Origin of the sequence: Mycobacterium intermedium (genome assembly GCF_002086275.1) — a bacterium.
Lineage (GTDB): Bacteria > Actinomycetota > Actinomycetes > Mycobacteriales > Mycobacteriaceae > Mycobacterium > Mycobacterium intermedium.
In genome coordinates this window covers 1-16,716 of record NZ_MVHT01000014.1, presented here as the reverse complement: position 1 = coordinate 16,716, position 16,716 = coordinate 1, and the positions used below count along the sequence as shown (strand labels likewise).

Annotated in this window: 14 protein-coding genes and 1 pseudogene; 11 read left to right on the top strand and 4 right to left on the bottom strand. The window is 65.2% G+C overall.

Features of this window, described 5'->3' with window-relative positions; all coding sequences use genetic code 11:
• Positions 1 to 13: 13 nt before the first annotated feature.
• From BST27_RS07510 to BST27_RS07470, 9 genes and pseudogenes are all read left to right on the top strand, one after another.
• Positions 14 to 373: an Rv2640c family ArsR-like transcriptional regulator gene (locus tag BST27_RS07510; RefSeq protein ID WP_069419980.1), complete on the top strand. Its 360-nt coding sequence runs from the start codon at positions 14 to 16 to the stop codon at positions 371 to 373.
• A gap of 1,272 nt (positions 374 to 1,645) precedes the next feature.
• Complete coding sequence (locus tag BST27_RS07505; RefSeq protein WP_197518128.1) at positions 1,646 to 2,761, top strand: 3-oxoacyl-ACP synthase III family protein; 1,116 nt, start codon at positions 1,646 to 1,648, stop codon at positions 2,759 to 2,761.
• Positions 2,758 to 3,996 (top strand): cytochrome P450, encoded by a 1,239-nt coding sequence (locus BST27_RS07500; RefSeq protein ID WP_079219942.1) that lies wholly within the window; start codon positions 2,758 to 2,760, stop codon positions 3,994 to 3,996. The genes BST27_RS07505 and BST27_RS07500 overlap by 4 nt, the downstream gene beginning before the upstream one ends.
• Positions 3,993 to 5,609: a class I adenylate-forming enzyme family protein gene (locus BST27_RS07495; protein WP_079219943.1), complete on the top strand. Its 1,617-nt coding sequence runs from the start codon at positions 3,993 to 3,995 to the stop codon at positions 5,607 to 5,609. Before BST27_RS07500 ends, BST27_RS07495 begins: the two co-directional genes overlap by 4 nt.
• Entirely contained in the window at positions 5,606 to 6,400 is a 795-nt protein-coding gene (locus BST27_RS07490; RefSeq protein ID WP_197518129.1) for a glycosyltransferase family 2 protein, read from the top strand. The genes BST27_RS07495 and BST27_RS07490 overlap by 4 nt, the downstream gene beginning before the upstream one ends.
• Positions 6,390 to 7,472: an NAD-dependent epimerase/dehydratase family protein gene (locus BST27_RS07485; protein WP_069419981.1), complete on the top strand. Its 1,083-nt coding sequence runs from the start codon at positions 6,390 to 6,392 to the stop codon at positions 7,470 to 7,472. The genes BST27_RS07490 and BST27_RS07485 overlap by 11 nt, the downstream gene beginning before the upstream one ends.
• Positions 7,473 to 7,501: 29 nt before the next feature.
• Positions 7,502 to 8,422 (top strand): FkbM family methyltransferase, encoded by a 921-nt coding sequence (locus tag BST27_RS07480; RefSeq protein WP_170062281.1) that lies wholly within the window; start codon positions 7,502 to 7,504, stop codon positions 8,420 to 8,422.
• A 356-nt stretch (positions 8,423 to 8,778) separates the two neighbouring features.
• Positions 8,779 to 8,934 (top strand): annotated as a pseudogene (locus BST27_RS07475) (SDR family NAD(P)-dependent oxidoreductase); the annotation flags it as partial.
• Positions 8,935 to 8,962: 28 nt separating this feature from the next.
• The gene (locus BST27_RS07470) at positions 8,963 to 9,172 is read left to right on the top strand and encodes a hypothetical protein (protein ID WP_069420007.1); all 210 of its coding nucleotides are present in this window, start codon (positions 8,963 to 8,965) and stop codon (positions 9,170 to 9,172) included.
• A gap of 41 nt (positions 9,173 to 9,213) precedes the next feature.
• Here BST27_RS07470 and BST27_RS07465 read toward each other — a convergent pair whose 3' ends face one another.
• The 3 genes from BST27_RS07465 to ngg all read right to left on the bottom strand — a co-directional run bounded on the left by BST27_RS07465 (position 9,214) and on the right by ngg (position 12,610).
• The gene (locus tag BST27_RS07465; protein WP_069419983.1) at positions 9,214 to 10,077 is read right to left on the bottom strand and encodes a bestrophin family protein; all 864 of its coding nucleotides are present in this window, start codon (positions 10,075 to 10,077) and stop codon (positions 9,214 to 9,216) included.
• 261 nt (positions 10,078 to 10,338) lie between these two features.
• Positions 10,339 to 10,596 (bottom strand): hypothetical protein, encoded by a 258-nt coding sequence (locus BST27_RS07455; RefSeq protein WP_069419984.1) that lies wholly within the window; start codon positions 10,594 to 10,596, stop codon positions 10,339 to 10,341.
• A 196-nt stretch (positions 10,597 to 10,792) separates the two neighbouring features.
• Positions 10,793 to 12,610 (bottom strand): N-acetylglutaminylglutamine synthetase, encoded by a 1,818-nt coding sequence (ngg, locus tag BST27_RS07450; RefSeq protein ID WP_069419985.1) that lies wholly within the window; start codon positions 12,608 to 12,610, stop codon positions 10,793 to 10,795.
• 269 nt (positions 12,611 to 12,879) lie between these two features.
• On the opposite strand from ngg, the gene BST27_RS07445 reads away from it, so the two are divergent.
• Positions 12,880 to 13,674: an alpha/beta hydrolase gene (locus tag BST27_RS07445; RefSeq protein WP_069420008.1), complete on the top strand. Its 795-nt coding sequence runs from the start codon at positions 12,880 to 12,882 to the stop codon at positions 13,672 to 13,674.
• Positions 13,675 to 13,704: 30 nt separating this feature from the next.
• Here BST27_RS07445 and BST27_RS07440 read toward each other — a convergent pair whose 3' ends face one another.
• Positions 13,705 to 14,817 (bottom strand): coiled-coil domain-containing protein, encoded by a 1,113-nt coding sequence (locus tag BST27_RS07440; RefSeq protein WP_069419986.1) that lies wholly within the window; start codon positions 14,815 to 14,817, stop codon positions 13,705 to 13,707.
• Between the two features lie 299 nt (positions 14,818 to 15,116).
• On the opposite strand from BST27_RS07440, the gene BST27_RS32320 reads away from it, so the two are divergent.
• On the top strand, positions 15,117 to 16,661 hold the full coding sequence (locus BST27_RS32320) for a serine/threonine-protein kinase (protein WP_170062280.1): 1,545 nt from the start codon (positions 15,117 to 15,119) through the stop codon (positions 16,659 to 16,661).
• The last annotated feature ends 55 nt before the right edge of the window (positions 16,662 to 16,716 follow it).

The window sequence follows — 16,716 nt, the reverse complement described above, 5'->3', positions numbered from 1 at the left end:
GCAGGATGGAGCCATGCCGAAGTCCTTGCCTGTGATCGATATGTCCGCACCGGTGTGCTGTGCACCAGTGGCGGCTGGGCCGATCAGCGATGAGGATGCTCTTGCCGTCGCGATGCGACTCAAGGCGATCGCCGACCCGGTGCGGGTGAAGATCATGTCCTATCTGTTCAGCTCAGCCGACCGCGAGAAGACGAGTGGGGACCTGGCCGGCGTGCTGGGGATCTCGGAGTCCACCGTCAGCCACCATCTCGGTCAACTACGCAAAGCCGGCCTCGTCATCTCCGATCGGCGCGGCATGAACGTCTATCACCGGCCGCGGGCGGAGTCCCTGCGGGCGTTGTGCGTGGTGCTCGACCCAACGTGTTGTTCGTAGTTCGGAGACTGGATCAGCGCCGTTGACTCTGCGCTTTTGGCGATGCCTTCTCGGTCTTTCCCGCCAAATCTGCAGAGTCAAAGCCGTTGCGGCAGGCCTAATCGAAGCGATTGCGGCACAGTATTTTTCGTCACTGTGACGAATGCGGGACGCGGTTACGTGGCGTCCAGGTACGGGGGACAATGGACGGCAGGGCCCTGTTGTTACACGGAATGCGCTAGACCGGCTTCGTCACAAGCTGTGCCCAATACGCCAGCTTCAAATACGCGGTGACCAACCACACGGCATCGATTTCGCTGGCGACAGTGCGCGCCGACGATCGCACCGCGCGTGGCGTAGTCGACAACGCCTGCGGCACGAAACAATTCGTCACAGTGACGTATTGTGCGTGGCGTGCGGAGAGCGGGGCTTAGGCGCCCTAGGCAGCTGGGCCTTGCGCACCCGCCGTGGTTGCAGTCACGGGAAGTGCCGGGCGGTCCGGGTCGCTGTCAGTGGCGAGGTCGCCACGCCGTAGTGCGGCGTACATACTGTGCGCGCAGCGGCACCGAAGGAGATGGCTGTCACTGTGGAAGCGACTGTGGGCTGCTCGAATGTGGTTGTGGCACCACCGAGCCGGCCCACCTCGTTTTACCCTTTGTGCCGATAAGCGACATTATGTCAAGTAAAGTCGTCGTGTTCGGCAGGCACCCGATGCGCCCTCGCCTGCGGCTTCGGACGGACCCGCGAAACTATGACGCCGTGGAACAGGTCGTGATGGCCCCGTACTGCGCTGGGACGGAAGCGGTCAGATCAGGCGGGAACTGTGTAGGCCAGTCACCGTGCGCCGCAGAATAGTCAGCCAGTTACACCAGGTGCTGTCAGACCGCAGTTGCCGGGTCTCCGACCACCGATTCCAATTCCAGCCACGACGGCAAGCCGCGAAACATGAACCGCTCCACCGCTCCTGGCGGGCCCGGTCGGCGGACTTCACCACTGCCAATCGGGTGGTCACATGAGCGTGGGCTGAACGCAGCTCAAACCGCTCCCAGGCGTCGTCTATCTCCGATTGAGACGTGTAGGGCCCTCCCCTCGCCGATCGCCGGTAAACGCACCAACCACCACCGATGGACCGTACTCGTCCGTTGCACCTCGATTCTATTTACGGCTAAGAGACCCGGAAATAGTTTTAATAGTTGCAGAAATGGAACAAGAAGCTCTAGAGTGAACAACACGCCCACAATCTAGTGATGAGGTCGCTTCAAGGAACAGGTGACCCGGCAGGAGGAGGCTGATATGTCGGTTGTGATGGCTGTGCCGGCGCTCATGGACGTGGCGGCGACGGACAAACTGCACCGGGTCCCACGGCCGACGATCACGCGCTCGGCGCGGCCCGCCGTTCGTGCAGCGATCGCGGGCGTGGGCTCTTGGGTGCCGGACCAAGTGGTGACCTCCGAGGAGGTGGAGCGGCGCATCACCGAGGCGAGCCACATGCACAACTTCGCTCCGCGTCCGGGCGTGGTGACCGAGCGCACCGGCGTGCGCGAGCGCCGCTACAAGCTGCCGCACGAGAACGCAAGCGACATGGCGGTGCGTGCCGCCGAGCGCGCGCTCGAGCAGGCCGGCGCCTCGATCGACGAGATCGACCTCATCATCTTCGCCTCGTCGAGCCAGGACCTCGTGGAGCCGGCGACGGCGCACCTCGTCAGCTACAAGCTCGGCGCGGACGGCGCGATGGTGTTCGACGTAAAGAACGCGTGCAACTCGTTCATGAACGGCATGCAGGTCGCCGACGGGCTCATCCGCACCGGGCAGTACGAGAAGGTCCTGGTGTGCACCGGCGAGGCGCCGAGCGAGGCGATCCGCTGGGAGCTCAAGGACGAGGAGCAAATGAAGAGGTCGTTCGCCGGCTACACGTTCGGCGACGCCGGTGCGGCGATGGTGCTCGAGGGGCGCAGCGACGGCACGGGTATCCGCTACCTCGACTTCCAGGCGGCGAGCCGCCACTGGGAGATCTGCACGCTGCGTGCGGGCGGCACGATGCATCCGCGCGATCCCGAGTACACCTATTTCTCGGGCGACGGCAATTCGCTGCGCGACGCGTTCCTCGAACTCGGCCCGCAGATCCTTTTCGACTGCTTTGAGCGCACGAAGACCTCGTTCGACGACTACGACGTCGTCATCTTCCACCAGGTGACCGGCCCGTTCCTCGACCTGTTCCTGACGATCAGCGGGGTGCCCGAGTCGAAGATCGTGCGCACGATCGACACGCTCGGCAACGTCGCAAGCGCGACGATGCCGCTGCAGCTCGGCCGCGCGATCGACGACGGTCGCGCCGAGCGTGGATCGAACGTGCTGTGGATCGGCCTCGCGGCAGGCATCAGCGTCGGCGTGATGGCGACCCGGCTATGAGCACGATGACCCAGGAGACCTGGGACACCGGCGCCGCGCTCGCGCAGCGCAACGAACGCAAGCTCTTCATCGCCGCGCAGCCACTCGGCTGGGCGATCTCTAAGTGGGCGATGAAGCGCCATCCCGACGTCTGGCACATGCCCGGCCTGGGATATGTCGTCAGTGGCGCGGAGGTGACGCGCGAGATCCTGCTCGACGGCAAGACCTACACGAAGACCGGGCCGGCGAGCACGGGCGTCCTCATGACGCAGGTGCTGGGTGAGTACGCGCTGCTCAACATGGACGGTCCCCCGCACATCTCGCTGCGCCGCAAGTTGCAGGACCTGTTCACGCCGAAGTACGTGCGGGCGGTGACCGACCAGGTGCTCGGCCAGCTCGCGACCGGCCTGCACGACGACCTCGCCGCCGGTCGCGAGGTGGACGTCGCCCGTTTCGCGCGCGTGTTCACCGGCACGCTGCTCTGCCACCTGACCGGCATGGAGCTCGAGGGCGACGCGCTCGAACGACGCGCGCTCGAGCTGCACGACGTCGGCGCGCAGCTCACCGCGCTCGTGCCGCTGCGCGTGCGGCGGCTCAACGAGCGCAAGGTGAAGCAGGCACGCGAGCTGTTCGCGCGCCTCGTCGATGGCACTGACCAGGCGTATCGCAGCGGCAGCCCCGACACGATCCCCGGACGCATGCGCGAGATCGGGCTCTCGCTCGACGAGGCGCGCGGCGTCATCGGCATCCTTATGCTCGCCGGCACCGAGACGACGTCGACCGCGATCGGCCGCCTCGTCGCGCTGCTCTGCGACACCGGACAGTGGACGCGGCTGCGCCAAGACCCGGGGCTGCTCGACGGCGCGATCGACGAGGGCCTGCGCGTCGTGACGCCGGTACCGGCATTCACGCGCACGATCGCACGCGACCACGAGCTGTGCGGCGTGCAGCTCAAGGCGAACCGGCTACTGCTCGGGTTCATGACCAACGCGTGCCGCGACCCACGCGTGATCGCCGACGCCGACCACTTCGACATAGGTCGCGATATGCCGCGCCCGCTGCGCCACCTGTGGTTCGGCGCCGGTCCCCACTTCTGCCTCGGCTTCAACCTCGCCAAGCGCGAGCTGTCGATGGTGCTCGAGGCGATCATGCGCCTCGAGGACGAGGTGGAGGTCGTCGACCGCCGCGCCGCACGCGGCGTGCTGCTGCCCACCTACGAGCGGCTCGTGATCCGCATGAAGGAGGCTGGGCAGTGACGACGATCCCGACCGACACGCTCGACGTCGCGCTCACGAGCGGCGACCTCGCCAAGATGGTCGACGCGGTCGTTGAGCGCGCCCGCGCGAGTGGCGAGCGCGAACTGCTCGTGCAGGGCGACCGCCGTCTCACCGGCGCGACGCTCGCTGACCAGGTCGAGCGCACCGCGCACGCGTTCAGCCGGCGCAGGATGCGCCCCGGCGACGTGATCCTGTTCTGCGTGCGCCCCGGCATCGACGCGCTCGTGCTGCTGCTGGCCGCGATGCGCAACGGCGCCGTCGTCACGTTCGTGGATCCGGGTGCCGGCAACGAGCTGTTCGCGCGGCGCCTCGAGTTGCTGCGCCCGAGCTGGGTCGTCGCCGAGTCGCTGCTTTACGCGGCGAGCGCGCGTACGCCGCTGCGGATACACCTGCGTCGCGCCGGGCTCGAGCTGCCGCGCCTGGCGAAGGTGCCCGGCCAGCACGTGCGCGTCGGCTGGCGTGTGCCAGGACTCGTACCGCGCTCGCTCGCGCTGCACAAGCTCGTGCAGGAGTCGGCCGGCGAGTCCGCGGCGTTGCCTGCGAGCATCGAGCCCGACGCGCCGAGCATGGTGATCTTCACCTCCGGCACGACCGGCATGCCCAAGGGCGTGCAGCACACCGGCCGCTCGATCACCGGCGCGGTGCGGATGCTGCTCAGCGAATTCGAGCTGCCGGCCGACGCGGTCATCTACACCCACAGCGTCCACACGTTGGTGGTCGGTGCTCTCAAGCGGCTGCGTTGCGTGGTAGCGCCGCTGTCAATCACGCCCGAGAAGTTCCTGCACGACGTCGATGAGCACCGCGTCACGCACGCGTTCCTGCTGCCGGTCGAGGCGTGGAAGGTCGCGCTGCACTGCGAGCGCACCGGGCGACAGCTGCCGGAGTCACTCCAGCACCTGTTCCTGTTCAGCGCGCCGATCACCTCGACCGTGCTCAAACGCGTGCACGCGCTCGGTAACGACGACATGAAGATCACCTGCGCGTATGCCATGACCGAGATGGTCCCGGTCGCGTGGATCGACTCGCGCGAGAAGCTCGCTTGGTCGGGCGACGGCGATGTCGTTGGCCGCCCCGTGCCGGGCGTCGAGGTGCGCTTGGCGGGTGAGGAGCTCGAGCTACGCGGCCCCAACACGTTCCTCGGCTACGTCGGCATGGAGCGCGTCGACTGGCACCGGACGGGCGACATTGCGCGCATCGACGACGAGGGCCGGATCGTGCTGATGGGTCGCGCGAAGGACATGCTCATCCGCGACGAGTTCAACCTCTACCCCGGCCTGTACGAGCCGACGATCAGCCGCATCGACGGTGTCGGGGCGTGCGCGATCATCGGCGTGCCGGATCCCCAGACCGCCGACGAGCGCGTACTGCTCTACGTCGAGCCGGACCCGGCGGTGCGTGGGCTCACCAGCGACGAGCTGCACAAGCGTGTGGAGCGCGGTATCCGCAGTGGCGACACTCGCATTGACGTGCAGGCGTTTCCCGACGAGATCCGTGTGGTCGGGCAGCTGCCGCGCTCGGGCCGCAGCCACAAGATCAACCGCAAGGCGCTGCGCGTGCAGGCGGCGGCGAGCCAGGAAGGAGCCATGCGATGAGCTACGCGATGAGCAATGCGATGAGCAATGCGAACGAGCTGTGGATCGTGGTCCCGGCCTACAACGAGTCGGCGTGGATCGGCTCGACGATCGACGCGCTCGCCCTACAGAAGGATGTCTCGCCAACGGTGCTCGTCGTTGACAATGCGAGCACTGACGACACCGCTGCCGAGGTGAAGGCCGCGGGCCTGCGCCATCCCGAGCTCGACGTACGCGTGATCCGCGAGGAAGAGAAGGGCACCGGCGCGGCGTGCGACACGGGATTTCGCCATGCCATCAAGCACGGCGCGACGTTCATCCTGCGCACCGATGCCGACTGCGTGCCCGAGCCGACGTGGGCAGCGCGCATGCGCGACGCGCTCGACGGCGGGCTCGACCTCGTCGGCGGCAACTACCGTGCGCGCTTTGACGACGGCACCGCGCCGTTCGGCGCGTCGGTGAGTGTCCCGCTTGTCTACGGCCTCGTGCGCTTCGTCGGGCGTATCCGCCCCAACAACAACCGAAAAGGCGAGGGCTACCAGGCGCCATTCATCCTCGCGCCCGGCGGCAACATGGGCATCCGCGGCACCGTCTACCTCGAGTGCGGGGGGTTCCCGCGCACGAAGATCGAGGACGTGCACGAGGACAAGCAGATAGTCAACCGCGTGCGCAAGGTGAGCTCCAGGCTCGGCTACCGCCGGGACGCGATCGTGCGTTTCTCCAACCGCCGCGCCGCGCGCAACGGCATCGTCAACAACCTGCGCTGGTACCTCAACCACGGCGGCGGATGCGAGGTCGTCGATGTCCGCTGATACACCGCGCCGGCCGCGAGTCGCGGTCACCGGGGCGAGCGGCTTCATCGGCGGCCGCGCCGCCGACCACCTCGAGCGCGCCGGCTACCACGTGTGGCGCTTCGGTCGCCGCCCCGCCGAGCGCATACCCGAGGCGCAGCGCTCCCGCTATCGCAGCTGGGACATCGAAGCGGGTCCGCTCGAGGACGCGCCCGAGGTCGACGCCGTCGTGCACAGCGCCGGCATGGTCGACGACTGGGGCACCTACGAGCCGTTCCGCCGCGGCAACGTCGACGGCACGCGCCACGTGCTCGCGACCTGGCCCGAGGCGCGCATCGTCCACATCTCGAGCGCGAGCGTCTACGACCCGCGCGCCCACCACTCGTGCGTGCGCGAGGCCGAGGCCGATCCCGCCAACGGCGAGGACACGAAGCAGGTGCGCTGGCTCAACGCATACGGGCGCACCAAGCGCGAGGCCGAGAACCTCGTGACGGCGGAGGCCGCCGATCGCAGCATCATCCTGCGCCCGCACGCGGTGTACGGCCCCGGCGACACGACGCTGCTGCCGCGCCTGCTGCGCCGCTTCCGGTTCGGGCGGCTGATGATGGTCGGCGAGCCCGGCGATCGCATCTCGCTTACGCATGTCGACAACTTGGCCTGGGCGATCGCGCTTGCGATCGAGTCCGACGCGACGGGTGCGTTCAACATCGCCGACCCGACCGCCGCGACCAAGCAGGAGCTGCTCACCACGGCTCTGCGACGCGTCGGGCGGCCGGAGCGGATCTTCTACATCCCCGGCGGCGCGGCCTGGGCGTTCGCGAACGTCGCCGACGCCACGCACCTGTACGGCCGGCTGCCGCGCCCGATCGTGACGCGGTACCAGCTGAGCCACTTGCTCCACGACTTTGTGTACGACCTCACCAAGGCGCGTGACGAGCTCGACTACGTCGACCCGCCCTTCGACTCGCCGTCGGGCCTCGAGACGATCGATCCGATCGTCTCGACGTCGATGACAGCGTCGCTGCGCCGTTCACTATCCAGATCTCGCGCGGCGCACCGTCGTACACCGATAAGCGCAGGCTCAAGCCAGTGATTCCCGTTATGCGACAACTCTTACGCGCAATGCTATTGCGCGCTCTTTCGCCGTGGTTGCCCGTGCGCTTAGCGGTCGGAATTCTCGGAACCTGCCTGTTCACCGCGGTCTATTCCCTTATTTCCCTCCGCGCAGCGGTGCGAGGCCCGTGGAAAGTGCCGGCCGAATCGCTCTTTGGCACGCGCATGAATTGCTTGCTGCCCGACCTTGTGCAGCTCTATGTCTACCTGTTCGGGGTGTGGGAGCCGGACATTTCTGGTTTCGTGCGGCGGCGGCTAGAGCCGGGAGATACGTTTGTCGACGTGGGGGCCCATGCGGGCTACTACTCCCTGCTCGCTTCGCGGCTCGTCGGGCAAGGCGGGCACGTGGTGAGTGTCGAGGCTTCGCCCTTCATCTTCGAGTTGCTGCGCGAGAATCTGGTGTTGGCTGCGGATACGACCTCCCATGTGCGCGTGATCAACGCGGCGGCAACGGGTGAGCGCGGCGAGCTTTCCATTCATCTCGGCCCGGCCTGGAATCTCGGATGGAGCACCACGCTTGGCGAACGCGGACTGAAGCAAGAAGCGCTCGTGCCCACTGCTCCGCTAGACGAGCTGCTCACGGAGAACGAAATCCGCGCGGCGCGGCTATTCAAGATCGACGTCGAGGGAAATGAGCGCGACGTGATTGCTGGCATGACTCGCGTACTTCAAAACTGCCGACCTGAAGCGGAGTTTCTGCTCGAACTCTCGCCCCGCTGGTGGCAGACGGGGGAACTGTCGCCCGAGGCGGTGCTCGAGCCGTTCTTCGCTGCCGGTTTTCACGCGTACCGCGTCGACAACACCTATTTGCCGTGGCGCTATTTCTGGCCACATTCCGCGCGACCACCGCAGCGCGTTACGGCACCTCTCAAGTCGTGGATCGGCCAGTACGATCTGGTGCTATCGAGAGCCGACCAGACGGAACTGTAACCACCCTGCGTAGCCGGATTTTTCGCGAAGTCGGCGTCTGCGGTGTGGGGCACCCTGTAGTGCCGGATCCTGCGTGGCGTTGAAGGCTGGCGCTGGCCCCGCACACTGCGTCGTGACTTCACGGACCGCAGAGCAGATCTCCTCGGTGCGGTCAGTTTCCAGACGGCCCCAGTCGATTGCGCTCATGTCTCCACCGGTGGCGGCGAGACGTCCGAGGTCATGCCAGGGAGATCCCGATCCCCTCCCCGTTCTCCAGACGAGCTACGCGCATTCCTGCATCGCTGGGTGGGAACAGCCATCGAGGCAAAGAGTTCGACATGCGGGTCAGTGGCCCGCGCTTCGAGGATGGAGCGTTGATGGGGAAGTTGAGCGGCAAGGTTGCGGTCATCACCGGAGCGACAAGCGGTTTGGCCTTGGCGAGCGCAAAGTTATTCGTCGGGGACGGTGCCTACGTTTTCATCACTGGTCGACGACAGGATGCGTTGGATGACGCTGTCGAGCAGATCGGGCGAGCGTCTCGTCGTTGGCTACGCTCACGGCATGCACAGCGTGACCCTGGCCAGCCCCGCGACAACGGCGACGCTGACGGTGGCGCTGGCGGCGTACGCAGCGGCGATCCTCGTCGCCATGGCAGTCGCGATCGACGGCGCCCGCCGGCGCCAACGACGCCGGGCGATCGCCTCGTCTGTGATCGTTGGGGTGCTCACCCTGGCCGGGCTGGTCATTGCGATCGTCAGCAGCGTCGTCTGAACCTCACAACGCACCCGATTCGCTGTCAAGATGGTCCGCGCCTAAATCCCCGCCTGGGCGTAGACGTTCTTGTGGATCGTCTCGGAGATGTGCTCGATGGGGATGTCATTCGCGTCATGTCCGAAGGGGCTTTCGATTTCGACGCCGATTTCCTCGATGCCGAAGAATGTGTAAGCGATGAAAAGGACGTCGACGATGGTCGTCCAGCCGAACGTCTCGACCATGGCGAACGGCAGGGTGAAGCAATAGAGCACAAGCGCCCGGCGCAGGTGCACGGCGTAGGCGAATGGCATCGGCGTCTTGGTAATTCGTTCGCAGCCGCCGAGGTAGTCGATCAGGAGCTGAATGTTCTGGTCCATCGACGTGAGAATCATGTCCGAGATCAGGCCGCGATCGCGCGCCTCCCGGAGGCAGTCGGACATCCTGCCGGCCACAGCGAGAGCGGGATGCTCGGCGTCGATCGCCTCCTGCGCCTCATCGGGTGGAAGTTCAGTGATTTGTGGCCCGAGTCCTTTGGTTCCACGCAGGCTGTGCACGACCGTCCACGGAAAGACGGCTGTCCATCGGGTGAGTCGGGCGACCAGCGCCGGATCCTCCTTGATGTACACGGTGGCGCTCCGGACGAGGTTCCGTGTCTCATTCACGATCCCTCCCCACAGTTTGCGTCCCTCCCAGAAACGGTCGTAGCTGGAGTTGGTGCGGAAGACCAGAAGGAGACCCAGAGCGAGGCCCATCAAGGTGTGCAGCTGGAACGGCATGCCGACCGGAGCGACATAGTTGTGAAAGGCGACGACCGCCGCCGACCAAGCGACGCATATGGAGACTCGACCGACAATCTCCCGGACCAGCGAGCCGCGGATGTCAAAGAAATGGTCCAGCCACTTGTGCGCATCGTATTGAATCATGGTTAGTTTCGGCGTAGTTGGGATAGGGCTCAGCAGGCGCGGGCGCGGGGCACTTCGTGAGGGCTTCCACGGCGACGGCTATGGCGCGCTCAAACTGCAGATCATGCCTCTGCCACACCGCCGCCGGATCGTCCCAAATTTCGAGGGATGGCGCAAGATCATCCACGTGGAAGGCGCCGCAACTGGTGGCCTTGGACGGAAGGTATCGGCAACAGGCCTCCGGTCACGCCGGTCCGGACAGGCCTGCGGCCGTATCCGCTGCTAAGCCGCCGTCAAGCTCACCGTCAAGAACGCGCCCGCGGCGAGGCCGATCAATGCCATGAGGGATATGAAAATCACCGCGATCGCCGCCCGCACGATCTCTTCTTCGGTCGGTCGCCACCGCGGCTTCGTTTCGACACGGTCGTTGTCCCCTCGACCGCCAATTGCGTTGATGCTTGCAACCGCCGAGATGAAATCCTCATGCTCGTCGGCTACGTATTTCTCGACTGGATCGTGTGTGTCGATTGCGATGGTCATGTCACAGCCCCCAAGACTCGCGAACGTCGATCGGCGTTTGTGGGTCGAACGCTCAGGCATTCTCGTAGATCCAAAGATACGAACGCGAAATCGCGATTGCGGTAACGATTCCTAACAGTCACAGCACAGAGTCGTGCTCTGCCCCAACCGTTGTTGGCTAGCCGGACCTATCACGGCGCCCTCACCGGAAACGGCTTCAGCCGTCGTTGCTCGCAGAGTCCTTCTGGTCACCTCGCGATTCGCCGGGCGTCCAGGCGAGTGGTTGTTCAGGTTGGCCTGGGAAGAGAAAGTTGACGAAAGCCGTTGCCGTGGGCTGCGGTTCGTGGTTGGCCAATCCGGGTCGTTCGTTGGCTTCGATAAAGGTGTATTCGGTGCCAGTCACATCAGGCACAAGCAGGTCGATACCCGTCACGGGGATGCCGATCGCCGTCGCCGCCTTGACCGCAACCCGACAAAGCTCCGGGTTCACCTGGCTGGTGACATCACGGATCGTGCCGCCCTGATGCAAGTTGGCGGTGGGCCGAACTTGAAGTCGAGTTCCTTGGGGCAGCACATCGTCGAACTGCCAGCCGGCCTTGGATACCGCCTTCTCGGTGATGTCGTCGAAAGGAATGCGGGACTCATTACCGGTGGCTGCCGAGCGTCGTCGGCTTTCCGCTGCGATCAACTCACGCACAGTGTGTTTACCCGTGCCGATGATCTCGGGGGGCATTCGCAGCGCGGCGGCCACAACCTGGCCGTCGATCACCACCAAGCGGAGATCGTCGCCGTAGAGTCGTTGCTCAATCAGCACTTCCGGGTGTTGCTGCCTTGCGTATGCGGCGGCCTTGGCAAGCTCGCTGGCGCCATCTTGAACCGTCACACCCACGGTGATGCCTTTGCCCTGCTCGCCGCGGACCGGTTTGACGACAACCTCTTCCACCTCAGCCAGAAACGCGTAGTCCTTTTCGTCGAAAGTGGCCAGGCGTGCGCGAGGAACATTGATGCCCGCCTGCTCGACAAGCCGCCGGGTCAATCGCTTGTCGTCGCAACGGCACATCGCAATCGCTGAGGTGTATTCGGACAGCGACTCGCGGGTGACGACGCTGCGCCCGCCGTAGGTGAGGCGCATCTCCCCTGTCTCGGCATCGAGAATCTCGACCCGGATTCCGCGGCGCATGGCCTCGTCGGCGATTATCCGGGCGTAGGGGTTCAGGTCATCGACAGTCTCGGGCGGCTTGGTGAATAGCGGCTCGTTGATCGCGTTCTTCCGCTTGATCACCAGCACCGGGACGCGGCGGAAGCCGAGCTTTTCGTAGAGGGCACTGGCGGCAGCGTTATCGTGCGCGACCGACAGATCCATGTAGGCACGACCTAATCGACGGAAATGGTCGGCCAGAGCCCTAGTCAGCGCCTGCCCGATGCCAGGCAGAGCAGCGGCTGGGTCGACCGCTAGGGTCCACAAACTCGAGCCTCGCTCCGGATCTGCGAACAGCACTTCGTGGTCGACGCCCGTCACCGCGCCAATCACCGCACCGTCGTCGTCACGCACGGCGATGAGGTATGTCACCGCGTCGGCGTGCAGATGGTTGTGCCAGATCGTCTCAACCGGCGCGGGAACCATTCCGCAACTGACTAACACGCGATTTATCGCATCGGCGTCACTCGGGTCGTTCAGCGTGCGTATGGTCGCGCCTGCGGGAGATGGTGCTGAATCGTGCTGCTGAGTCTGCTCTGCGAAGCGCAGTCGATAGGTGTGACTGGGGTCAATGAACAGCTCATGCGGTGCTCCGGCAACGATGACGTGCGCTTCGCGTGCGTAGATGCAGATGTCGCGTCGCCCAGGCGCTTCCTGACGCAATACCTCGGTCAGAGTAGCGGCATCGGCAAAAGTCTGGCCGAAGATGAGCCGGCCCCAACCCAAGTCCAGCTGTACATCTTTGACCATCGCCTCTACCAGGTGGGGCGGCGAGGCGTCGTGCAGCCCGAGCGTAATCGCCTCGGGATGTTCCTGGGATAAATTGTCGGCAGTCATGACGGCGATCCCCGCCTCCTCGGGTTGTGTTCCCTGGACCGACCCAGCGAACTCTTCGAGCGCATCGTCAAGAGCGGGCGAGTAGGTGCTTAGGCCACCCGAGCATGTCGTCGAAGCCACCGGCGCTGGATGCTTAACGCCGAGGCCTTTAATCTATCGCAGCGCCAAAGTGCAGCCGCAGTCAGCGACAAGGTCCGCCGTCGTCGCCGGCCCAACCTGGCCTCAGTCGTGGGTGGGAAAGTAACTGCGACGCGATGAAGGGACGGTCCATGGCACCGCAAGACGTACTTCTCATTCACGGCACCTGGGGGCATTGCAAGCAGTGGGACGCTTTCGGCGCCGAGCTGGCACAGCGAGGATTCCGTGTCCACGGACCCAGCTACCCCGAGCACGGCCACCCTAAAGAGATCGACATCTGGGCCGCTGCCGACAGGGTCGGCAAGCTTGGTCTCCTCGACTATGTGGATGCCCTTTGCGACGTCGTGAAGTCGATGGAGACGCCTCCGGTCATCATCGGCCACTCTCTGGGCGGGCTGCTTGCACAGTTGGTCGCAGCGCGAGTCCCCCACCGAGGCGTCGTTCTGCTCGGGCCCGCACCGGCGGCAGGCATATTCGCGTTCTACCCCTCGCAGACGATGCTGTGGACCCGGTTTCTTCCGCAATGGATCATGGGCCGCCCGATGTACCCGGTCGCCAAGAAAGGGTGGGACAAATACATCTGCAACGCGGTCGGCCAACCGTTATCCGACGAGTTCTACGCAAGCCTGTGCGCGGAGTCCGGGCGGGCATACCGCGAGATGGTCTTGTGGCCGTTTGACCGCAAACGTGCGGCACGGGTCGACTTCGACAAGATCAGCGGCCACGTATTGGTCATCGCCGGTGCCGAGGACAAGTGTTGCGTTCCAGCGATGTGCAAGGCGACGGCCCGCCGATACAACGGTCGCGCCGACTACGTCGAACTGCCCGGCTCAGACCACATGCTGATCGACGGACCGGCCATGCCGGCGACGCTCGCGGCATTCGACAAATGGGCGGCGGACAAGGGCATCACCGCCGAAGCGTGACACGCCGTGCTGGCGTAGGCCGGGGCTCAGTTAGCGGCTCGGCGTCGTAGTGATGTGCACGTGGTCGAAGTGGCCATAACCCGACGCCTGCGGACCCGCCGGCGTGTAGTACGTGCCACGCCAGATCACATCCTGCAACCCGAACCGGTCGGCGTTGCTCAACGCAAACGCGAGAATCTCGTTCCCGAGTTCGATGCCCTCGGGGCTCTGGGGGTTGGGAATCATGATGTCAATCGCCAGACCGCTGGGGTGCCAAGGTTTCGAGTCCGGCCGGACCCCGCCGATGGTGGAAATCTGGGGAAACCGTGCACTGACCGCCCGGGCGGCCAGGATGGTGTTGGGCTGTAACCCGGCCTCGGGCGCGACGCCGACGGGTAGTGCGTCCGGGATGTCCCCGCCGGCAATTGCGAGGGATGGACCAACGTCGCCGGGAGGAGCCTGGCCGGGAGCCGCAGCCAGGTCTGCCGGAGGCGCACTCTCCGGCGGGGGTGCGGCGGCATTGTCGACCATGGCTTGCTGTTGCGGTGTCAACGCCGCGTACTGCGCCTCCGCGGCGGCAATCTGACGCAGCAGTTCACTCCATTTCGCTTTCAGCTCCGCTTGCACTGCGGCGGCCTGCTCGGCCGCGGCGCGGGCGTCGGCAGCCGATCTCTCCGAGGCCAAGGCAGCTTCGGCCGCGCGCTGACGGGTTAATTGATATCCCTTGATCTGTTCGGTTGTCTGGGCGGCCACCAACCGCTGGATGGACAGCTGGTCGATCAGCTGCTGCGGCGACTCCGCGGTCAGCGCGGTCTGCAATTCACCGGTCCGGCCACCCATGTAGGCCATCGCCACCACTCGGCCTGCAGCCGCCTGAAGTGGCTGAAGCTGTGAGTTGGCGGCCTCGAGCGCCTCCAGATCGGCGCGGTGGCGGGCTTCGGCCTCTGATTGGGCGGCCAGTCGAGCGTCGACATCACGCTGCGCGGCGGTGACCGCCTCGCGAGCCTTTATCGCCTGACGGGACAGTTCGTTGAGCCTCGCCATCGCGTCACTCGCCGGATCCGCATTCACAACGCCCATCGAGCTAATGGACATCGCCAGCACGGCGATCGCCGCAACCCAGCCGTACACCGTCCGCCGCAGTAATTGGCGCACGCGTGTCATACGGACTGTCACGATCCTTCGCTGCATGGGCCGATCTGGCCCGGCGATATGTCTCGGATAGGTTACGAATTGGCAGCGACTATGTCTAGTCGGGGGGCTTGATTCACGAATCTGCCCGAACTGCTGCCAAATCCGCTCTCTTTGCCGCGCTGGTGATCCCCGTGTCGTGCATTCTGCGGCCACGAATCCCCAGGCGAAAATGCGCGCACGCCTACGAACTACCAGTAGCAAAGTCCTCAGGTGCCACCTGTAGGCGTTGTAGCATCCAGGCACCGTTCGTGCGCTTAGAGGGAGGTGCGGTGGCGACGGAGGCGATGGGCGAAGTCTTTGGACGCTACCGGCTACTCGAGACGCTCCAATGGGGCTGCACGGGAACGGTCTATCGGGCCTACGACACGGAGATGAAGCGGGAAGCGGCCCTGCGGGTGCTCCCCGCGGAGTCGACCAACGACCCGGGGCGCTACGAGCAACTCCGGGAGGAGGTCGCCAGCGCCGCCCGGCTGAGCAATCCGCACATCATCCCGATCTACGACGTCGGTGACATCGACGGACGGCTGTATGTGGCGATGCCCAACGTCGACGGCGTTGATCTCAAGAGCTTGCTGGGTCGGGACGGGCCGATGAGTCCAAGGTCGGCCGTGCGGGTGATCGAGCAGGCCGCCGCGGCCTTGGAAGCCGCGCACAATGGCGGGCTGGTTCACGGCGATGTGAAGCCGTCAAACCTGTTCGTGGCATGCGGCGAATTTGTGTACTTCCTCGATGTTGGCGTCGAAGCTCGTACCAGGGCATTGAGCGCGTCGGCTGCCGACGTCGCTATCGGAGATTGGCCATATCTGGCGCCGGAGCGCTTCGATGGCGGTGCCGTCGAACCCAGCAGCGACATCTACGCACTGGCTTGTGTGCTCTACGAGTGCCTGACCGGGCGTCAGGCCGTAGACGGCGACAGCCTGGAACAATTCGTCAACGCGCATTCGCAGGGTGAGCCCCCCAAGCCCACCGAGATCGTGCCCGCAATCCCAACTGGATTTGACGAAGTGATCGCGCGTGGCATGGCCAGAAAGCCAGAAGACCGCTATCAAACCGTCCGCGACCTGTCCATCGCGGCACGAGATGCCCTCGCCTCCCCCGTCGCCGCACCCCCCGAGCCGGCGACGGAAGTGGAGTTCGGCCGCTATCGGCTTTTCGAGATGCTCGGTCAAGGCAGCATGGGCTCGGTGTATCGGGCCTACGACACCGCGCTGGACCGCGATGTGGCCGTCAAACTGCTGCGACCGGAGATGGCTACCGAGCCAGGGTATGTGGAGCGGTTTCGCCGAGAAGCCTTTGCGGCGGGCCGACTGGCGAACCCGAACATCGTCCCGATTTATGACGCCGGCGAGATAGACGGACGCCTGTATCTGGTGATGCCGATCGTCGACGGCACCGATGTGCACACTGTGCTGCGTCGCGACGGGCAAATGAGCCCACACAGGGCCGTCCGTGTTATCGAACAGGCCGCCGCAGCGCTGGATGCAGCTCACAAGTCGGGGCTCGTGCATCGTGATGTGAAGCCGTCGAACCTGCTGATGGTCGGCGAAGAGTTTGTGTACCTGATCGACTTCGGATTGGTGCAGGAGGCGACTGGTACCCGCCTGACCCGCACGAATGTCAATCCGGGAACCCCTGCATATATGGCTCCGGAGCGCTTCAAGCTCGAGCACATCGCCGATGCGCGCGGGGATGTGTACTCACTCGCCTGCGTGCTCTACGAGTGTCTGACCGGGCGGCCGCCATTTGCCGGTGGTGGTGTCGAGGGACTGGCCGCCGCTCATCTGTTCAACCCGCCGCCCAGAAAAGGACCCTGAAATGACCGCTACCCCACGCACGCCAAAGACCGCCAATATCCCGGCCGCGGACTCC